Consider the following 19,194-nt stretch of genomic DNA (forward strand, 5'->3'; position numbering starts at 1 on the left):
AGAGACAGCGATTTCTGGGCAATGGTAGTCACCCCAAGATATCGGTGAGGTATGATGTGATGGCAATGATTAATTGTGACGATACCGAGGTGTTCTTTTTTAAGAAAGGTTGTGTATTAGAACATGATACAGGCCAATCTAATGTTGAATTACTGTTTTGTCTCTCAGGTGAAATCACGATTAATATTAGCGACACACAATTTCTTACCGTGAGAGAAAAAGAGTTATTTATTATTCCCTCTTATATTAAACATTTGGCTACAACGGTAAATGGTGCCGAGTTTTTCATATTAAATATTAATGTAAAACGAATATATAGAATGTTTTCTGGTAGTCCATACCTTAGCCATATTGAACAGTTTATGGGAATAATTAACCAGGGAGTGGTGATTCAAAGAAATAGAACAGATAATATTTTTACATTAGCATCATTAATTACCAATGAATATAGTTTAGTTAATTTTAGCAACGTAATCGAAGTTATCGATAAAATCAATCAGGTAAAAGACGATGATATTTATGTATTAAACTTATCTGAAGCAGTATTAAAAGAATACCGTTTTATCTCAAGTATTGACAGTTATATTGAGGAAAACCCCTGTATGGATAGCAGGATTGAACATTTATCAAAAATGTTCAATATGTCAAGATCAACATTTATTCGTTTATTCAGTAAGCATTCAAATATGCCATTTCATCAATGGGTTATTAGAAAAAAAATTGGGATTGCATGTTATAATCTTATCTATACAAATGATCCAATACAGAATATATCAGACTATCTTGGTTTTTCTTCATCTTCACATTTTTCCCGAGAGTTTTATAAGTATAAACATATCGCTCCATTAGCCTATCGTAAATCATCAAGAACTGAAGCAGAAGATATTTATAAAAAAATAGCGTAATAAAAATTTTTATCATTATATTAATAAATCATCCTATATGAATATGAGATCGTTCCTATCATTTTGACATGTTGACACTTTTGTACTGCTTTTTGGGACAAAAATGAGATACTTATAATAAAAATTAGAGTGTAATACCTCTAAAAAGGAGGTTGCCATGCAATACAATTGTACGAAGTTAAAGGGCTTTGCCTTTATGTTCTTATCCTCCAGTTTGATGGGGGGGATTGGTGCATTTGCAAGGTACATTAATACCAGTGGTGATGTTATTTCATTCTTTAGAAACTTTCTTGGATTTGTTTGTATCTCATTAATTATTATGTCGATGGGGAATATTAAGAAAGTAAAATCAATTAAAAATTTCTCCTGCAATTATTTTTTCTGGGATATTTTTGGGTTTGTTATCGATGCTATATGTGATTTCAACTCAAAAAACAACATTGTCAAATGCTGCTTTCTTAATTTACACCGGCCCAATTTACTCAACAGTATTAGCTTCATTATTCTTAAAAGAACCATTTACTAAAGTTACCTTTTTTATGTTGTTATCAGTATTTATTGGTTGTTTACTGATTATTGGTGTGGTGGTTTATGATCCGGCTACCTTAATTGCAGTGAATCTTGAGTTAGACCCTCAATATGCAACGGGAAATTTTATCGCTCTGATGTCTGGGGTTGCATATGGTTTATTCTTGTTTGCCAGCCGCTTCAGAACAGATGTAGATGGTGATGTGCGCTCTTTTTATAACTTTACCTTTGCCTCATTAACGATTGGGGTATATTTGGCGATTTCAATTCCAGATTTATCAGCGATGGATACAAGCTCTTGGGGCTGGTTAATTGCTGCTGCAGTGATTACCGGTTTTGGCGCGTTTTTCCTGTTGACCATTGCAGCTAAATACCTGCTTGCCAGTGAATTAGCCTGTATTTCTTATCAAGAAACCGTTATGGCAACTCTACTTGGCGTCATGCTGTTCAGCGAGCCAATTACATTAATGCAATCTATTGGTGGATGTTTGATCATTTTCAGTGGATTAGGACAAGTGCTTTTCAGTACCAGAAAATCAAAAATTGCGACAGAACCAGTACCCAATTAGTCATTTTGGAGGTAAGTATGCCTAATAGTGTTCACATTGCCGAACTAGACAGTTTTACTTATAAAAATCTGATTCAGGGAGACGTTGAGGTGTTATTAATTCCCGTTGGTGCGGTAGAGCAACACGGTCCTCACATGTCTATGAATGTTGATATTTTGCTACCGACCAAAATGGCTGAACTCGTCGCTAAGAAAATAAATGCCTTGGTGGCGCCTGCCATTAGCTATGGTTATAAATCGCAGCAACGTTCTGGTGGTGGAAACCATTTGATTGGTACCGCTAGTCTGGATGGAATAACCTTGATTGAGTTGGCAAAAACTATCATCAAAGAGTACTGTTCCCACGGATTTAAAAAAATTGTTTTTGTTAATGGCCATTATGAGAACAATTACTTCCTTATTGAAGGGATTGATTTGGCGCTTCGAGAGTTGAAATGGTCCAATATTGATGATGTCCGAATTATGAGTTTATCTTATTGGGATTTTGTCGATCAGATTGCTATCGATAAGATTTATCCGGATGGTTTTCCTGGCTGGGATATAGAGCATGGTGGTGTGCTGGAAACATCAATGATGCTATATTTTTATCCTGAGTTAGTACATATGGATAAAGTTGTTGATATTGAACCTGCGAAAATTAGACCTTATGACATTTATCCTGAAGTGAAAGAATATACGCCTGATTCAGGTTGCCTATCTTCGGCAAAAGCATCGACAGCTGAAAAGGGCTCAATTTTAGCTGAAGTTGCAGTTGCTGGGATCGTGAATGCTGTAAATGCCGAATTAAGATAAAAAAATTAAGCACTGCTTAGGCAGTGCTTATTTTTTCAAGACGGCAAATTCAACCGATACAAGGATGGACAGTATGAATGGGAAAAATAATGCCTCTTCCGGAGATTCTGGTCCCTCGAGAGATAAATCATCAATTATTATTCTAATTATTTCAACATCATTGGTTATTTTAATTTTGTCTGGGATTTTATTTTATCGAGATGAACTTTTTGTGATTACAGATAAAATCCGAGACTGGATTACCTTTAACCTTAATTGGTATTATGTTTTCTTTTCATTGCTTTGTGTTTGTTCTTGTATTTACTTGCATTTCGGGCGTTATAAAGATATTAGAATTGGCGGGAAAAATGCAAGGCCAAAATATACTGATTTTTCATGGTATTCGATGTTATTTGCCTGCGGACAGGGGGTCGGATTAATCTTTTGGTGCTTGAATTCAGATAATAAGTGCACCACTCATGGTTAAACGGTAAGAAGAGATCAACTGCCTGTAGGTGGTACTCTATCGTCGCCAAACAAATAGAAGTCATTACCATGAGTTACAAGCAGTTGATCGAAGGGCAACGATACCAGATCGAAGCCTACCTACGCGAGGGCTTCAGCTATCGAGCAATCGGCAAACGCTTAAAAGTGAGCCACAGCACGGTGAGTAGAGAGGTTCGTCGTAACCGTATTCGTGACAATCATTATTTGCCTGAAGTTGCACAGGCCAAGACAGTTAAGCGCCGCTGCCAGGCTGCCAAAAATCGAGTGTCTGTAACGACCGTCACTTTCGTTGAGTTCGGACTGAAGCAAAAGTGGAGTCCAGAACAAATCGCGGGCGTAGGTCAACTTATCGGTTACCCTGTCAGTCATGCATGGATTTATGGCTTTGTTCAGCAGGACAAGCAGCGTGGCGGAAAGCTCTATAAAGCGCTGAGACGCGGTCATCGTAAATACCGCAAAGGCTGTCGTGCGAAACGGGTTATCATTCCAAATCGCATAGGTATTGAACACCGGCCGGCAGTTGTCGACGAAAAAGCACGATTAGGTGATTGGGAAGCCGATACGGTGTTGGGAAAACAAGGCACTGGCGCTATAGTCAGTTTGGTTGAACGCAAAAGCAAACTGTATCTAATCCGTAAAGTGCCCGCCAAAAGCGCAGCCGATGTGAGCCGAGCCATGATAGGCATGCTTTGGCGGTATCGCAGTCACGTTCACACTATCACAGCGGACAATGGCAGCGAGTTCTGTGACCATCAAAAGGTTGCACAAGCACTGAAGGTAGATATCTATTTCGCCAACCCATACTCATCATGGGAACGTGGGTTGAATGAGAATTTCAATGGTCTGTTGCGGCAGTATATCCGCAAGGGAACTGATTTACGCACGGTAACGGATAAGCAAATTGCTGACATCGAACGAGCACTTAACTCACGTCCGAGAAAGTGCCTTGGTTTCAAACAGCCTGCTGTAGTATTCGATGAATTACGAAAAGCAGCTTAATGAAGCGAGTGGTGCACTTCGGGGTTGAATGCGCGGTGTGTATCTGAACCTATCTTGTTGAGTCAAAATAATAATGGACTGACGATTTCAGATAATCCAGCCGTTAACGCATTAGGTGTCAGTTATTTTCATTGGGCGATTAATGCTTGGTCTATCTACTGCATTTTGGCATTAGCTTTAGCTTTTTTGCATTTTAATACTAAAAAGCCATTAAGTGTACACAGTGCTTTTATTTCTGATATAAATCAGACAGGGCGATTTTCTATCCCTACCGTTGTGCAGGTATTTACGATTATTGCAACAGTATTTGGTTTAGTCACATCATTTGGTTTTGCAGCTTCTCAGACAGGTTCTGGTTTAAACTATATTTTTTCAATGCTAGCAATAGATAGCGATATTGTTGAATTGGGTGTTGTTGGCGTTATTTTTATTATTACATGCTTTTCCCTTGCTCGAGGTGTCAGCAGAGGTATGCGACGGGTAAGTGAATTGAATTCTATTTTGAGTATTTTTATTTTGGTATGTTTTATTTTATTCGGTCCGTTGAATTATATATTGAACATATTTTTAGAAAGTGTATGAGTCTATATTTCTGGTTTTGTGACGAGTAATTTTTGGACCGATGGTGATCAGTTTCTGAGTCAATCTACAGAGTGGGAACAATCCTGGAATGGTATTTGGACAATATTTATTTGTAGTTGGTGTATTTCGTTTTCGGCTTTTGTTGCTACATTTATTGCGGGGATATCTTATGGCAGGACCATTAAACAGTTTATTTTTGGTGTTGTCATGATTCCATCACTTATTGTTATATTGTGGATTGGGATTATCGGTGGTGCTGCATTAAGTTATGATATTAATTCTGGTGGTGTAATTTATGATGCTGCGGTAATGGATCCTGCTAATGGAATCTTTTCTATGATAGGGCTTATGCCAGGAACTGTATTACCTTTATTATTATTTTCACTGACGTCTATATTAATTGTGACTTATTATGTCACATCGCTAAATTCTGGGATTCATGCAATATCTAACTTTATCTTTTCTTCCGAGCATAAATTAATACTTAAAGTAGAGTTACTGTATGCTATGTTAATATCTTTGACAACCATATCATTAATCATAATAGGGGGGGAGGCATTATTATCATTAATTCAGACTGGGGTGATTATTTGTTCATTGCCTTTTTCTATGATATTCATTGCTGTGGTTGTGATTTTTATTAAGAAGCTAAGACAAACTTACCACAAACAGGACCACAGTATTAGTAAGTCGTGAAATAGCGGCACGGGAAGCAAGCTACCGTGCCAATTCATTTATTCATTATCTGTTAGGGTATAAGTTGATGAGTATCAGTGAATCATTATTAATATGGTTCTGATGTTTAATTAATATTAACTCTGTTTTCCCAATACAGAGGTTTTGAATGCATCAGAGATGTCTTGCGGTGTGAACTCTTTAGACTGATATTGTCTATGAAAAAACACAGCGCGCTTTTCTGGTCTATGTGTCTGATTATTATATATTATTTTCTTTCCAGTCTTTAATTCAACTTCATAATTCGGCAGCTTATTTTCTTTAGCCTGTTCAAATCGGATATAAACAGTGTTATCACATAGGTTTTTCTTGACACCAGACAAGAAGTGAAAATGTAGTAAAGATAACTTTTCTATACTGTCAATTTGTATTTTCATTTTTTCCTTTTTATACATATCCAAAAAGCTGTTTGTTCAGAATTAAATAAATTGGTCTACATATAAAGCGTCCAAGAAGCTTAAAAAATTTAATTTTTATATAAATTTTATTCTCGGGTTTAACTTTGATTTCTGATTAACACGAAAATCACTCTAGTGACGTTTGTACTTGTGTTTCTGTTGATGGCTTGGGGGAAAGCCTATTTTTCCACTTGGCAAGTGGGAGCGTTGGGGGAGGAATTGGCCATCACATAGTGGATGGCCCAAGCCGTTAGGTAAGATTACTCTACGTTTTTGTCGGCTATTTTTTGTAGGTTTTCATTAATTTTGAATAGCACAATCATCAGTTCACACCAGATTCTGGCAATGATACTGCCGCCGATGATAGCACCTATGCCATAGAAAAAATTATGGAATAACTGACTGATCCCGCCAATCACTGTTATCGCTAGCAATAGCCAATAGATAGCGATGATCAATTTTGGGGTCAGCATGGCATTAAAAAAGAAAATAGATTTTAGATTTATATTCACCAAGGGCTCAATCAAATACATTGTTTAGTGATACGTATATTAACTTATTGTTTCAAATGGATAGGTGACTGCAGTCAAAATTACCGCAAAATGAGTTACTTTGTTCAAATGATGGCTTATCTACGCGTTTGCGTAATCTCGGTGTAACACAGCATTACCGCAATGATTACTGAATATTCATACAATTTTTGCTCTATTGAGATTTACGTTTCATTAATTTAACCATGACTTAATAGACATTCTTGAGAGTTGTATAGGTCGATACTTTCGCGATGATTAAAAATGCACTTAAAGTGAATTTATATTGACAGTGCTTTTTGTGTGGGTTTATAGTCGCCGACAGAGAGATTATTCCGAATTCACAGAGCAGATTATGAAAAAAATCATTACAGTATTGAGCCTCGCTTTAGTGTGTTTGTCAGGTTGCGGTAAACAAGCGAATGAATTGGTCGTTGGTACTAACGCGACCTTCCCGCCATTCGAATATATGGGGGGGACCGGCGGGGATGAAGTGAAAGGGTTTGATATTGATATTGCCCGCCAGATTGCGAAGGATGCGGGGAAGACATTAAGGGTGGAGAATATGAATTTTGATGCCCTGATCGTGGCATTAAACAGCGGTAAAATCGATATGATTGCTGCGGGCATGACGATTACCCCTGAGCGGGAAAAAACGGTCAGTTTTTCGACGCCATACTATGAAGCTACTCAGGTGGTGATTACCCGCAAAGACGATAACCGTATTACACAGATTTCTGATCTAAAAGATAAAAAAATTGCGGTGCAATTGGGCACCACGGGCGATGTAATGGCTAAGGATTTTAGCCAGCAAGTGGTGGCGTTTAATTCTGGTTTTGAAGCATTGATGGAGCTGAAAAATGGCCGGGTAGATCTGGTGTTGTTTGACAGTGCGCCAGCGGCTCATCATCTGGCAAAAAATCGCCAATTGAAAATGCAACAAATGGATTTTAAGCCGGAATATTATGGCCTGGCTATGGCCAAAGGGAATGATGCATTAGTGCGGCAAGTCGATGCTTCGCTGGCCAAAATGCAGGCCGATGGGCAGTTAGATACCCTGTTAGATAAATATATGAAATAACGACTTCTCTAGGGGCTGATAAGCCGCGATTAACATGCTTTTGTCCCGAACAAAATTTCATCATAACAAGTGAATAGGCTCTAGGCAGATTATGCGGCCTAGCCTAACTGATACAGAAAAGAGAAGTGGATTATGCACGCCATTATTGATTCATTATTTACCCCCATCGGTGACGATGGAATGATTGGCATATTGCTGATTTTAAATGGCTTAAAAGTTACTTTGTTCGTGACCTTTTTTGCCGTTATCCTCGGCGCTGTGCTGGGGATTTGCACCACGCTGATGAAAATGTCTGGTCGTTGGTATTTGACTTGGCCTGCCCATATTTATGTCAGTGTGATCCGCGGTACACCCGTTGTCGTGCAGTTGGTCATTCTTTACTTCATCGTGCTATCAGCACTCGATGTAGACAAAATTACCGCTGCGGTGATTGCGTTTGGGCTCAATAGCGGTGCGTATATCTCGGAAATTATCCGTGCTGGGATCCAAGCTGTGGATAAGGGGCAGTTGGAGGCGGCCAGATCGCTAGGTCTGTCACAGGGGCAGGCAATGAAAGAGGTCATTTTGCCGCAAGCGGTGAAAAATATTCTGCCGGCATTAGGTAACGAATTTATTGTACTGCTGAAAGAGACGGCCGTTATTGGCTTTATCGGTGGGGTTGATTTAATGCGGGCTGGTGAGATTATCCGTAGCAGAACTTTTGAAGATGTGGTGCCCCTGTTTACCTGTGCAGTGATATATCTGTTGCTGACCTATAGCTTTACCCTGCTGTTGTCCAGATTTGAAAAGAGGCTGAAACAAAGTGATTGATATCCGGGATTTGCATAAAAATTATGGTGATGTCGAGGTACTTAAAGGTATCAGCGAACATATTAATGCCGGGGAAGTGGTCAGTGTGATAGGACCATCTGGTAGTGGTAAAAGTACTTTCCTGCGTTGCCTTAATCTGCTGGAAACCCCGAGCAGTGGCGAAATTGATATTGATGGGGAAGCCATTACGGCTCCGGGAGCCAATATTGATAAGTTGCGGCGTAAAGTGGGAATGGTATTTCAAAATTTTAACCTGTTTCCCCATAAGACAGTGCAGCAAAATATTACCTTAGCACCGGTAAAGTTGGGTCTTATGAGTCAAACTGAGGCAGATGAAAAAGCCCTGACTTTGTTGGCACAAGTGGGATTAGCAGATAAGGCCTCGGTATATCCATCCAGCTTATCCGGTGGGCAGAAACAGCGGGTGGCGATTGCTCGGGCATTGGCGATGGAACCGGAGCTGATGTTATTTGATGAGCCTACTTCGGCGTTGGATCCGGAAATGGTTGGTGATGTACTGGATGTGATGAAGTCATTGGCGCAGAAGGGGATGACCATGGTGATTGTGACCCATGAAATGGGGTTTGCAAGGGAAGTGTCTGACCGAGTGTTATTTATTGATGGTGGCGAGGTGGTGGAAAGTGGCGCGCCGGAGCAGATTTTTACTGCACCAAACCATAAAAGAACCCGTTCATTTCTTAGTAAAGTGCTGCGCTAAATTTATAGGTATTCATAGTTTTATAGTTGGCGTTGAGCTTTTTGCTGATGTGACGGCTCCTTACGGAACTTGATAATTGACCTTGATGAGTTATTTAAGGTGAAGGCATAGAAAAATCGTTAAGCGCCAGTATGCGAAGACCTGCGACTGGCGCTTAATTATTGTAGGGTTAATTTTATTGTCAGTATCTTGCTCACGCCTGTGCTATTGAAGGGCATCAAGCTCTGACTCATTGATATTTTTTATGTTATTTCGGCAATATGACCTTCTTTGATACCTTGCAAGCCTCTTTTTCATCCCGCACCCGATTGCGCTCTTTAGTCAGCGTCTTTTGACCTTTCAAATTTGTTTTTGCAGCGAATTGAGGATGCTTTATACAAGGCAGAGGTTTTGATTAGGTAGTGTTGTGCTGCTTGATAAGCCGATAATGCAGTAGAAAGGCATCTCAAACGCCGCCCACTCGCTGCGATTAAAACGCTTTTATCTCAAACAAAATTTAACAGCGAAAGGTCAACAGATCCTACTCGTTGCCTGGAAATACAGGTCATTTTACGCTTTTCCCCCGAATAAAGCCGATTCGACCCTAAACAGGTCAAAACTCAGGCTTGAGATGACTAATACTGTGTATTTAATGCGGAGTTTATTGTTTAGGTGCTGTTTTATTGTTCTTAACTCGGGTAAGTCTGTTGGGGCATCTGTCTAGGGTTTGTTGACCTTTCAAGTTTGTTTTTGCAGCGATTTGAGGGTTCTTTATACAAGGCAGAGGCTTTGATAGCTAGTGCGCTACCTGATAAGCCGATAACGCCGTAGAAAGGTGCCTCAAACGCTGCCCGCAGGGTTCGGCTAAAAGTGTTTTACGCTTTGTTGAGTGGTTCTTGCTTAGCATAACTAGACGACAAACCACTCGTCGCGATTAAAACGCTTTTATCTCGAACAAAATTTAATCACGAAACGTCAACAGACCCTAGGTATATTGAGTATTTATTGCACTGCGGAAGTGATATCTGCCTGATTTTAGCGATTATTGTGTAAGGCATTATGTAAATGCTATCCAAGGGTCGTTTTACATAACAAAGTATTTCTGCAGGTGTCATAGGTGGTCTGAGTCACGGCATGACTGCAGGAAAAATCCAAGGGAGCCATAAAAGATGATGTCTTATAACGCTCGGGTGGCTAAAAATATTGCCCGGATCCGACAGCAGGTTGATGACTGTTGCTCTCAGGATGAGCTGGTTGCTCTGATTGAGCAGATAGCAACAACCAAAGAACCGTTGGATTATCGTGATAAGCCATATTGGTGTTTTTGCGGGCTATCTATCCTACTGGGCATTGTGGCGCTTTGGTGTGGTGGTTGGGGCAATAGCTTGTCACCATTTTGGTTATCCCTGGGTAATAGGCTGCTTGAAAGCAGTGGTTACTGGTACCCGGCATTGGTGTTGCTTACGCTAGGGTGTTGGTTGGCCGATCATCATTTGGTTCCTCCACTACCGGGCCGTGGGTGGTTGCAACGGGCGATATGGCTGATTGCTGGGGCTGGAATTGGCTTGCTTCCTATGTGGCAACATTTTTATTGGCAGGGGTATTTTGCTTTTATTGGCAATTTATTACCTATTCCAGGTCCTTTGTTAGGTATGGCTGCGCATAATTTTCTGTTAGGTGGTGGGGTATTATTCTGGTTAATGCAGCGGCTAGGCTGGCGTGATGCTGTTTCTCAGCAAATTTTTATCCGGGATGCACTGCTTAATAATCAATTAACCCCGGTTGGTAATGAGCATTATGCTGATTTATATCAGGCGCTAGCAGCAGATTTTGTTGATTTTGAACGGGGTAATGATGTCCGGGAAATTTGTGCCCTGTACCATGGTCAATATCAAGGACGTTGTCATCATTTTGATTATCAACTGTATAAATTCCATTATGTGGTGAAAAAGACAGTTACGACTAAAGACAGTGAGGGGAATGAAACCAGTCGGACACAACGGCGTGATTATTACCGTTATGGCATAGTGTTGGATTTTCCCTATCGTACCAATTTGTGTTTGAAAGCGTGTGCTGATATCAGCCCTAAAGGAAAACGTTACCGCGGCAGCAGTAATGACTTTAATCATATCTTTACTGTCTATACAGCAAATTTGAATGAGGCGGCCCGGCTGTTATCTCCGGTGTTGGAAGAAAGATTGACACAGCTAGGGCAGTATTTTCGTTCTATGGTGTTGCAAATAAATGGTGCCGGTCGATTATGTTTGGCCGTGGATAATGATCTGCTACAGGCTAAACGTCAGCATAGTTTGAAAAATCCAACTGAATTTGCCGCAGAAATTGCCGGCCACACAGATTTTGCTTTGTTGTCAGCCTTGCTTGATACCGTGCATGAGATGAAACGTTTTTGTGATAATAATTTTGCCGTTAAGACGGCATCCCATGATGAGTAAAAATAGATGACTACAGGTATGATTGTACTGGTTTTGTTTGGCTTGCTGATCGTCGGCACCATTGTTAGCTATAACGGTATTATTAGCCGTTTTAATGCGGTAGACCGGGCTTGGGCTTCGGTACTGAGTCAGGAGCGGCAAAAGAATAATATTATTCCTCATATTGAGAAATTAGTTGCGGGTTATCAAGGGCATGAAAACGAAGTGCTAACTCGGGTTACTGCGTTGCGTCAAACTCTGGGACAGATGGGGAGCGAGATCGATGCGGATGCGCTCAGCCGCGCAGAACAGCAAACCGCTCATGTGCTTCAGGGGCTGCAGATGACCGTGGAGGCTTACCCGGATTTAAAAGCATCTGAAGTTTATATGTCGTTAATGGCTGAAATTTCGGAACAACAAGAACAAATTGGTGCGGCAATCCGTATTTTTAATGCCAATGTGGAAGATTTTAATAATGCCATTGAAACGTTTCCCGGAGTCCTGGTAAACAATGTATTGGCCCATAAACGCAGGATCCACAGTTTTACTGATGCCCAAGCTCAAACTGAGTTTGACTATCAACCTAATATGTAACGGTTATCCCTGTTGCCAGCGTGCGATTGCGGCTGCACCGGCTCGATAGCCTGTTTGATAAGCGTTTTCCATGCTGGCAGGGGTATTGCCTAGCCGTTTGATGTGAAGGTCCGTTGGCGGGTAAATTTGTATAATGCGTACCCCCTGTGGAGGAGATGCCATTAATGCCAGCGTTTGGTTATATCTGCTATGGCGGGTAAGCATTAATGGTATTAAGGCCGGGGTCTCCTTCATCATGGCTTGGAACAGACAAGGACAAGGGGTTGCTGATTTTCGGTAATCGGCTGGGCGGCTGCGTAGCACCATAATTTGTGTTGCGCCGCGGCGGATAGCCTCTGCGACAGGAATCGCATCACTGACCCCGCCATCAACATAGTCTTGTCCGGCCAGTGTGACGCCATTACGATAGACTATTGGTACGGCGCTGGAGGCTTTCATGGTGTCAATTAGCCTGTCGACTGTCGGGCAGTGATATTCCGCTTGCCCACTTTGCCTATGTGTTACCCCGAGGAAAAAAGGCCGTTTTTCAGCTTGCAACGCCTCGATATCCATCCCCAGTTCATGCAAGGTGATCTGCCACATCCAGTCCAGATCCATCAGATTGCCACCGCGCAGAAATTGCCATGGGGTTATAAAGTTGCCCCGACAACTATAGTCAGTGTAAATCTGCCGGTTACGGCGTGGCATTTTAGCCAGAAAGGCCGCTAGGTTGCTGGCGCCGGCTGAGACGCCCCAGAAACTGTCAAAGGGGCTAAAGTCATGATCCAGAAAGTAATCCAGTATGCCGCAGGAGTAGACGCCGCGCATGGCGCCACCTTCTACAATCAGGGCTGAGGGGCCGATATTTTCCATCTGTCAGACTGGGTTATAGACACATTGATAAAGATTGTATCTTGCCTGTTGGTTTGTGCCTATATGTCGGCTCTTGTCAATTTTATCTTTTATATATCTTGGTTTGTCAGTGGAACAATATTTTCTGTAACGGGAGGTGAGGCGGCAGAGGTTATGCAGAATATGGTATAACAGCGCATCTTTTTTCTGGGGAAATGGCAATTGTCCAAAGTAAAACAATTTGTTGCCGGTTATTTGTCACGGCATAAAACCGGTCTTATCTTGCTGCTGGTTGCATTTGTGCTGGGAGCATATGCTGCCCACTGGTGCAGTCAGACTTTTTTTCATGAAAATCGCTATCCCTTGTATCAAGAGCTGGATGTGATTTATGGCTGTGCCCATGCAGGTAATGCCGTCATTGCGCAAAACTCAGATAAAGAGCGGACTCGTATTTGTGCTTGTGCTTTACATGAAAGTCAGCGGCATGTGGATTACCGCACTTATCAAAATAATTATGGTGTGTTTAATCAGTATTTTGGTCCGGCGTTGCAACGCTGTGCTAAGGATGCAGGCTTCTGATTGACTGCTGTAGGTGTGAAATACAAACAGTTGAGGCTTTTGCTTTAGCAATAAAAAAGACCGCTGTTAAGCGGTCTTTTTTATTGCTGTTAACTGACGAAAAGCTCGGAATGGTCAGTTAGATAAATGCACTGTGGATTTATGCCTGAGACAGTTTGGCACCGCGGGCAGATTCAGTGCCAGGCATGCGTATGGTCAGAATAATGGCCATAGAAACAATCAGCAAAGCTAGCATCAGGTAGAAGGTGGCGCTGAAGCCGCCGAACAGTGAGGCAACAATCGAGCCGATAAAGCTGCCAAAACCAAAGTTCAGGTAAATCAGACCATAGTTTTTAGTCAGGTTATTCAGGCCGAAGAAATCACTGACCAGTGATGGGAATACGGTAATGGTGCCACCGAAACAGAAGGCGACACAGCCAATTGCCGCATAGAAACTGAGCGCGTTAAGGTGGGCGAACAACAAGGCGCAAACACCGACTAGACAAACGGCCAGAGCGATAGCCAGCACTTTGGTACGGGCGATTTTATCGGACAGTACCCCAAGTACCAGACGGCCACTTAAGTTGGCAACGGCAATCACAGCCACGGCAGATGCTGCACTGGCAACTGACAGGTGGACATAACTTTGGCCGATATCTTTGGCTACCCCGATAACATATAGGCCACTCATACAGACGGTCAGGAATACCAGTGCCAGCATCCAGAACTGTGGTTGGCGAACGGCTTCTGCCAAGGTGTAATCACGGTTACTGCTGGTGGCATTGCTCTGGGCTTGCTGCACTGGTGCATCTTGCATCAGCATCCCACCGAAGATCACCATACCCATGGCAATCAGTCCCCAGATATCAAAGGCATGTTCCAGCCCTGTGTGGGTCAGCAGATACATATTGATATATTTAAAGCCCAAGCTACCTAAACCATATGCTCCGATAGCACAGGCTGAAACCAGCCCTTTACGGTTGGGGAACAGTTTTACACAGTTAGATAGGGTCATCAGATAGCCGGTACCGTCAGCAAACCCGATCAGTAGACCGGCAAACACATACAGTAGCATCAGATTTGAAGCGTGAGCGGTCAGTAGCAAACTGGCACCTAACAGTACCCCGGCGGCCATGGTCACTTTACGAACGCCAAACCTTTCTTGCATTTTGCCGGATAGCGATGACGCCACCGCCAGTGCCAAGCTCATGATCCCGAAGGAGAAGGCCACTTTACTGACGGGTTGCTCCAGCTTGTCAGCCAATTGGGCATTAAATAAGCTCCAGGTGTAAACGGAACCCAGGGCAAACTGGGTGATCACTGTGCCGATGAGGGTGAGCATGCGGCTGCGGTTGGATAACTGGGTAGCCATAGTAAACTCCTTGGGAGTGAATACAAACGGCGTCTTTCGACGTCCTCATGGCACCCACCATACCCCCTGTATGCGCTGCTACAAGGGGGTTACGGGATTATAAAATGAGATGCAGCTTGGAGGCATGAAATGCAATATGCCGGCATGAATTACAACTGCATCAACTCGCGAAAGGTTTTTAAATTAGAGCGGCTGACCGGGATCTCCCCGGGCACATCTTTTAGTTTCAGCAGATAAGTTGAGTTAACCCACGGAATGATTTCGCGGATTTGTGCCAGTTGCACACAGTAAGAGCGGTGACAGCGAAAAAAATCATTGGCGGGCAGGCGTTCAGTCAGTTCACTGATGGTGAGTGGCAGGGTGAATTCACCTGCCGCGGTAAAGACTCGGGTAATCTTTTCATCTGCCTGCGCGTAGCAAAGCTGTGTAACAGGGGTGATATGGATGCGGCCATCCCGTTGCAGATTGAGCTGCAGTGGCGGCGCGCTCGTCTGTATCGCAGCTTGTGGCTCGGCAGAGGCTGTCAGTTTATCCAATAGGCTGTTAATGCGACTTTCGCTGATCGGCTTAAGGAGATAATCAAAGGCTTCCAGCTCAAAAGCATCAACGGCAAATTCCTTGTATGCCGTGGTGAAGACAATGCGCGGTGGTTGACGAAATTGATGGATATTGCGTGCCAGCAGCATGCCATCAATCGATGGGATCTGAATGTCGAGAAACACAATATCAACACTATGGTTTTGCAGGTATTTAAAGGCTTCCAGCCCATCATCAAAGCTGGCGACAATATCAATATTACCGTGTTTGCCAATGAGATAAGCCAGCTCCTCCCTCGCCAGATATTCATCTTCCACTATCATGGCTTTTAGCATGATTCCTGCTCCTTATTGACATAAAAACTGATTTCAGTGCCTTGACTGAGTTGCTTAATATGCAAGCCCTCGCCATAGAGCATTATCAGGCGGCGGTGGACATTTTGCAGCCCGATATGGTTGCTTTCCATCGTACCTTGCTGCAGTTTCGCCAGCACTTCATCACTGATCCCGACCCCGGTATCCCGGATGGTGATTTTTATCTGTTGCTCCTGTTGTTTTACCTGAATAGTGACTTGTCCCGGCCCCCGTGCCTTTTGGATACCATGGATAATGGCATTTTCCACTAATGGTTGGATCAGTAAGGTAGGGATACGGGGGTGGACAGGATCAATATCGAAAATCACCGTCAGTTTATCGCCAAATCGGGCCTGCTCAATGGCGACATAATCATGTACCTGTTTCAATTCTTCTTGAATATCAATCAGGTCATCATCCCGTTGTAGGCTATAACGCATAAAATCAGCCAGATTGGCGATCAATTCCCGGGCTCGACCGGGGTTGATCCGCACTAGGGTGGAGATGGCATTAAGGGCATTGAACAGGAAATGTGGATTGATTTTGGCCTGTAGAGCCGAAAATTCTGCTTTGGCCGCCATGTCTTTGAGCTGATCAACCCGGGACACTTCCATTTGGGTGGAGATCAATTGCGACAGACCGATAGCCATCTCTTTAAGTGCTGCGCGAACTTTATCCGGCTCACGGTAAAAGATTTTCAGGGTACCGGTGACAGTGCCGTTTTCCCGCAGCGGGATAATCAGCAACGAATGAAAATCATGAATATTGAGGTTGTTACTGATGATTTGCTCACCGGTTTCCACCGCTCTGCGGGTCATATTGCTGATCTTATGGTAAGCGTCGAGGAAGTTTTCCTCTCCCACCCCGACATAGGCAAGTACATCCCGAGTATCGGTAATGGAGACGGCATCGGCATGAGTTTCACTGCGAATAATACTGCAAACCCGGTTAAGGGCCGCGCGGTTATTCTGGCGGAAATAGGGCAGGGTTTTATTGGCGATATCCAGTGCCTGTTTAGCTTGTCTGGCGGCTACTAAATCTTTTTCATCATCCAGATTTTGTACCAGCTTGATGATCAGACCGATACTGAGAGTGCCAAGTATCATCGGCAGAGCAATATGACGGACAATCTCCAGTGCCAGCGCTTGATCCCGCCCTAGCAGCAAGATAAGCGCCATGGTCAGACATTCACAGAACATACCGGCCATAATGCCGTAACGGACATAGTCCTGTTTATGGCAGCGAAAGTGGATCAAGGTTGCAAGTAGACCAGCAGTGACACTGGTAATTAAACAGGGTAAGGAGGTTGGGCCATCAATATCAATCAGGTATCTGTGTAGCCCTGATAATACTCCGGCTGGAATGCCCACCCAGGGGCCAAAAATAATGCCGCCGGACAAAATGGCAATAATCCGCACATTGACCAAACTGCCATCGACTTTAATACCTGTATAGGTACTGAAAATTGCAAAGAAAATAAACAGCATGGAAATCATGGCGGTTTCCAGTGGTCGGCGGTGCTGTTTTTTGAAGATATGCTGAAATTTGCGGTTGTGAGTCAGTAGAAACAGGGTCATCAGCATCATAGCTGCCCGTTCAAATACGGCCAACAGCATAGTGAACTGTTCGGTATACACAGAAACTCCGACAGGGGGGTATTGCTGCATTATACGCTGAGTTACTTATATAACGCCTGTCTTAACGGGTGAATGCTGCATATATATTGATGACTTGGCTGTATTCATGCAGAGAGCTGCACGGCTGCCAATGATGTTGGCGGTATCCAGTGCGGAAGAAAATAAATGTCAGTGAGGAGTAAGATGATTTGCAGCCGCCAGGCCGGACGTTACCCGGCCCGCGGTTATGCAGGGTACAGCAGATTTAATGATGGGCTGTTTTATGATGTTCCCGGCTGTGTTCTTTGTGATCGTGCTCTTTGACCTTATGGTGTTTATGTTCGTCATGCTCATGACGTTCATGGGTCTGAACTGGATGTTTATGGCCTTCAGGATCGCCACCGTGCTGAGTATGTGGATGGCTTTTTTCATGGTCACGCATATCGTGATGGTCTTTATCATGTTTATGTTCATGACCGTCATCGTAGCGGCGTTCCATTTTATCGTGCTCAAATTCAGCAGTGTGTTGTACACCGTGGCAAGTTTGTTTGTGTTGTCCGTCGTGAGTTTTATGCATTTTCTAATACCTTGTAATTGTTCCTGTTTTCTACGTTAGCGCACCGGGTAAATAAAAATGTGACGCAGATCACCTAAAAATCCTTGGTGAAATGAAATATCCCTCATTTGTCAGCAGGTTATAGCTTCATACTTTTCAGTGTAACAATATGATTTATTTGTTTATTTATATTTTTCGCTGTTGCATTTTCAGCCCGGTAACGGGTTAATCTGGTGATCTTGACGGTGGGATGCTGTGCTTCGTTGCGGCACAGCGCTGGTGAAAAAAAATACATTCAGAGTGCTTTTTTGCTGGAAATTTACCGATAGTGACACAGAGCACAGTCGGGCTGCTGGTGGGGTAATTCGCTTTTTCTGCCTTAAAGCTGTTAAAATCACCGCTTAATTTTGACCTAGAGACTAGTCAGAGACAGATATGGGAAGAGCGTATCAAAACCGCAAAGAATCCATGGCAAAAACAGCCGGTCAGAAGACCCGCCTGTATTCTCGCTATGGTAAAGAGCTCTACGTTTGCGCCAAAAACGGTGGGGTAGAGCCTGAAGGCAACCTGGCACTGCGTCGTATGATCGATCGTGCAAAGAAGGAGCAGGTACCAGCTCACGTGATTGAGCGTGCCATTGAAAAAGCCAAGGGCGGCGGCGGTGAAGATTACGAAGTAGCCCGTTATGAGGGCTTCGGTCCTGGTAACTGTATGGTTATCGTTGACTGTCTGACCGACAATGTGAAGCGTACCTTCACTGAAGTGCGTCAGGCATTCGTGAAAAACGATGCCAAGCTGGGTGGTCCAGGTACTGTTGGTCATATGTTTGATCATCAGGCTGTTTTCGTCTTCAAGGGCGATGATGATGAAGCCATTCTGGAATTGCTGATGATGGCGGATGTTGATGTGACTGATGTGGAGCTGGAAGACGGTATGATTTCCGTATTTGCACCTATCACTGAATTCAACAATGCACGTACCGCGCTGGTTGATGCGATGCCTGATATCCATTTTGAAATGGAAGAAATTTCTTTTGTGCCACAGACAATGACTGAAGTCAGCGGTGAAGATGTGGAGGTGTTCGATAAGTTCATCGCCGCACTGGAAGACTGTGATGATGTACAGAAGGTTTATCACAACGCAGAAATTAATGAATAATTTTGCCTGTGATAAAAAAACCGCCTAAGGGCGGTTTTTTTATTTCTACTATTTAGCTTTTAACTGACGCAAGTGT

General features: G+C 43.1%; 19 protein-coding genes and 1 pseudogene. 13 read left to right on the top strand and 7 right to left on the bottom strand.

Translation table 11 applies throughout. The annotated features are described in order from the left end of the window. The first annotated feature begins 59 nt into the window (after positions 1-59). The 6 genes and pseudogenes from NFHSH190041_RS03035 (at position 60) to NFHSH190041_RS03060 (ending at position 5,556) form a co-directional block, all read left to right on the top strand. Positions 60-905, top strand: coding sequence for an AraC family transcriptional regulator (locus tag NFHSH190041_RS03035; protein ID WP_261923846.1), 846 nt, complete (start codon positions 60-62; stop codon positions 903-905). Positions 906-1,279: 374 nt separating this feature from the next. After that, on the top strand, positions 1,280-2,002 hold the full coding sequence (locus NFHSH190041_RS03040; RefSeq protein ID WP_261925017.1) for a DMT family transporter: 723 nt from the start codon (positions 1,280-1,282) through the stop codon (positions 2,000-2,002). Between the two features lie 17 nt (positions 2,003-2,019). Further along, a complete protein-coding gene (locus tag NFHSH190041_RS03045) occupies positions 2,020-2,793 on the top strand; it encodes a creatininase (RefSeq protein WP_261923847.1) in 774 nt (257 codons plus the stop codon). A 73-nt stretch (positions 2,794-2,866) separates the two neighbouring features. Then, positions 2,867-3,259 carry a BCCT family transporter gene (locus NFHSH190041_RS03050; protein WP_261923848.1) on the top strand — a complete coding sequence of 131 codons (393 nt, stop codon included), beginning with the start codon at positions 2,867-2,869 and terminating at the stop codon, positions 3,257-3,259. Between the two features lie 68 nt (positions 3,260-3,327). Continuing rightward, the gene (locus NFHSH190041_RS03055) at positions 3,328-4,278 is read left to right on the top strand and encodes an IS30 family transposase (protein WP_261921717.1); all 951 of its coding nucleotides are present in this window, start codon (positions 3,328-3,330) and stop codon (positions 4,276-4,278) included. A gap of 24 nt (positions 4,279-4,302) precedes the next feature. After that, a pseudogene (locus NFHSH190041_RS03060) lies at positions 4,303-5,556 on the top strand (BCCT family transporter). Between the two features lie 116 nt (positions 5,557-5,672). Here NFHSH190041_RS03060 and NFHSH190041_RS03065 read toward each other — a convergent pair. Continuing rightward, on the bottom strand, positions 5,673-5,972 hold the full coding sequence (locus NFHSH190041_RS03065) for a hypothetical protein (RefSeq protein WP_261923849.1): 300 nt from the start codon (positions 5,970-5,972) through the stop codon (positions 5,673-5,675). A gap of 281 nt (positions 5,973-6,253) precedes the next feature. Next, positions 6,254-6,505 (bottom strand): DUF4282 domain-containing protein, encoded by a 252-nt coding sequence (locus NFHSH190041_RS03070; protein WP_261923850.1) that lies wholly within the window; start codon positions 6,503-6,505, stop codon positions 6,254-6,256. A gap of 373 nt (positions 6,506-6,878) precedes the next feature. Between NFHSH190041_RS03070 and NFHSH190041_RS03075 the strand changes: the two genes are divergently transcribed. The 5 genes from NFHSH190041_RS03075 to NFHSH190041_RS03100 all read left to right on the top strand — a co-directional run bounded on the left by NFHSH190041_RS03075 (position 6,879) and on the right by NFHSH190041_RS03100 (position 12,137). Beyond that, the gene (locus NFHSH190041_RS03075; protein WP_261923851.1) at positions 6,879-7,604 is read left to right on the top strand and encodes a basic amino acid ABC transporter substrate-binding protein; all 726 of its coding nucleotides are present in this window, start codon (positions 6,879-6,881) and stop codon (positions 7,602-7,604) included. A 132-nt stretch (positions 7,605-7,736) separates the two neighbouring features. Continuing rightward, a complete protein-coding gene (locus NFHSH190041_RS03080) occupies positions 7,737-8,414 on the top strand; it encodes an amino acid ABC transporter permease (protein WP_410010847.1) in 678 nt (225 codons plus the stop codon). After that, on the top strand, positions 8,407-9,132 hold the full coding sequence (locus NFHSH190041_RS03085) for an amino acid ABC transporter ATP-binding protein (protein ID WP_261923852.1): 726 nt from the start codon (positions 8,407-8,409) through the stop codon (positions 9,130-9,132). The genes NFHSH190041_RS03080 and NFHSH190041_RS03085 overlap by 8 nt, the downstream gene beginning before the upstream one ends. A 1,148-nt stretch (positions 9,133-10,280) precedes the next feature. After that, positions 10,281-11,564: a DUF3137 domain-containing protein gene (locus tag NFHSH190041_RS03095; RefSeq protein WP_261923853.1), complete on the top strand. Its 1,284-nt coding sequence runs from the start codon at positions 10,281-10,283 to the stop codon at positions 11,562-11,564. A gap of 6 nt (positions 11,565-11,570) precedes the next feature. Beyond that, a complete protein-coding gene (locus tag NFHSH190041_RS03100) occupies positions 11,571-12,137 on the top strand; it encodes a LemA family protein (protein WP_261923854.1) in 567 nt (188 codons plus the stop codon). Between the two features lie 3 nt (positions 12,138-12,140). On the opposite strand, the gene NFHSH190041_RS03105 is transcribed toward NFHSH190041_RS03100, so the two are convergent. Beyond that, a complete protein-coding gene (locus tag NFHSH190041_RS03105; RefSeq protein WP_261923855.1) occupies positions 12,141-12,989 on the bottom strand; it encodes a patatin family protein in 849 nt (282 codons plus the stop codon). Positions 12,990-13,190: 201 nt separating this feature from the next. Here NFHSH190041_RS03105 and NFHSH190041_RS03110 point away from each other — a divergent pair, with 201 nt between their 5' ends. Then, a complete protein-coding gene (locus tag NFHSH190041_RS03110; protein ID WP_261923856.1) occupies positions 13,191-13,547 on the top strand; it encodes a hypothetical protein in 357 nt (118 codons plus the stop codon). 139 nt (positions 13,548-13,686) lie between these two features. On the opposite strand, the gene NFHSH190041_RS03115 is transcribed toward NFHSH190041_RS03110, so the two are convergent. The 4 genes from NFHSH190041_RS03115 to NFHSH190041_RS03130 all read right to left on the bottom strand — a co-directional run bounded on the left by NFHSH190041_RS03115 (position 13,687) and on the right by NFHSH190041_RS03130 (position 17,981). After that, entirely contained in the window at positions 13,687-14,898 is a 1,212-nt protein-coding gene (locus tag NFHSH190041_RS03115; protein ID WP_261923857.1) for an MFS transporter, read from the bottom strand. Between the two features lie 149 nt (positions 14,899-15,047). Next, on the bottom strand, positions 15,048-15,770 hold the full coding sequence (locus NFHSH190041_RS03120) for a LytR/AlgR family response regulator transcription factor (RefSeq protein ID WP_261923858.1): 723 nt from the start codon (positions 15,768-15,770) through the stop codon (positions 15,048-15,050). Next, complete coding sequence (locus NFHSH190041_RS03125) at positions 15,764-17,425, bottom strand: sensor histidine kinase (protein WP_315972963.1); 1,662 nt, start codon at positions 17,423-17,425, stop codon at positions 15,764-15,766. The genes NFHSH190041_RS03120 and NFHSH190041_RS03125 overlap by 7 nt, the downstream gene beginning before the upstream one ends. A gap of 244 nt (positions 17,426-17,669) precedes the next feature. After that, on the bottom strand, positions 17,670-17,981 hold the full coding sequence (locus NFHSH190041_RS03130; RefSeq protein WP_261923859.1) for a cation diffusion facilitator family transporter: 312 nt from the start codon (positions 17,979-17,981) through the stop codon (positions 17,670-17,672). A gap of 414 nt (positions 17,982-18,395) precedes the next feature. On the opposite strand from NFHSH190041_RS03130, the gene NFHSH190041_RS03135 reads away from it, so the two are divergent. Then, positions 18,396-19,118 carry a YebC/PmpR family DNA-binding transcriptional regulator gene (locus tag NFHSH190041_RS03135; protein ID WP_261923860.1) on the top strand — a complete coding sequence of 241 codons (723 nt, stop codon included), beginning with the start codon at positions 18,396-18,398 and terminating at the stop codon, positions 19,116-19,118. Positions 19,119-19,194 lie beyond the last annotated feature (76 nt).

It is taken from the genome of Shewanella sp. NFH-SH190041 (genome assembly GCF_024363255.1).
In the GTDB taxonomy this organism is placed as follows: Bacteria; Pseudomonadota; Gammaproteobacteria; order Enterobacterales; family Shewanellaceae; genus Shewanella.

Bases quoted from the DNA above. Each gene is read 5' to 3' on its own strand.
- NFHSH190041_RS03135 (WP_261923860.1), top strand. From the start codon at position 18,396: ATGGGAAGAGCGTATCAAAACCGCAAAGAATCCATGGCAAAAACAGCC.
- NFHSH190041_RS03075 (WP_261923851.1), top strand. From the start codon at position 6,879: ATGAAAAAAATCATTACAGTATTGAGCCTCGCTTTAGTGTGTTTGTCA.
- NFHSH190041_RS03100 (WP_261923854.1), top strand. From the start codon at position 11,571: ATGACTACAGGTATGATTGTACTGGTTTTGTTTGGCTTGCTGATCGTC.
- NFHSH190041_RS03055 (WP_261921717.1), top strand. From the start codon at position 3,328: ATGAGTTACAAGCAGTTGATCGAAGGGCAACGATACCAGATCGAAGCC.
- NFHSH190041_RS03050 (WP_261923848.1), top strand. From the start codon at position 2,867: ATGAATGGGAAAAATAATGCCTCTTCCGGAGATTCTGGTCCCTCGAGA.
- NFHSH190041_RS03095 (WP_261923853.1), top strand. From the start codon at position 10,281: ATGATGTCTTATAACGCTCGGGTGGCTAAAAATATTGCCCGGATCCGA.
- NFHSH190041_RS03130 (WP_261923859.1), bottom strand. From the start codon at position 17,981: ATGCATAAAACTCACGACGGACAACACAAACAAACTTGCCACGGTGTA.
- NFHSH190041_RS03035 (WP_261923846.1), top strand. From the start codon at position 60: ATGGCAATGATTAATTGTGACGATACCGAGGTGTTCTTTTTTAAGAAA.
- NFHSH190041_RS03080 (WP_410010847.1), top strand. From the start codon at position 7,737: ATGCACGCCATTATTGATTCATTATTTACCCCCATCGGTGACGATGGA.
- NFHSH190041_RS03045 (WP_261923847.1), top strand. From the start codon at position 2,020: ATGCCTAATAGTGTTCACATTGCCGAACTAGACAGTTTTACTTATAAA.
- NFHSH190041_RS03115 (WP_261923857.1), bottom strand. From the start codon at position 14,898: ATGGCTACCCAGTTATCCAACCGCAGCCGCATGCTCACCCTCATCGGC.
- NFHSH190041_RS03105 (WP_261923855.1), bottom strand. From the start codon at position 12,989: ATGGAAAATATCGGCCCCTCAGCCCTGATTGTAGAAGGTGGCGCCATG.
- NFHSH190041_RS03065 (WP_261923849.1), bottom strand. From the start codon at position 5,972: ATGAAAATACAAATTGACAGTATAGAAAAGTTATCTTTACTACATTTT.
- NFHSH190041_RS03120 (WP_261923858.1), bottom strand. From the start codon at position 15,770: ATGCTAAAAGCCATGATAGTGGAAGATGAATATCTGGCGAGGGAGGAG.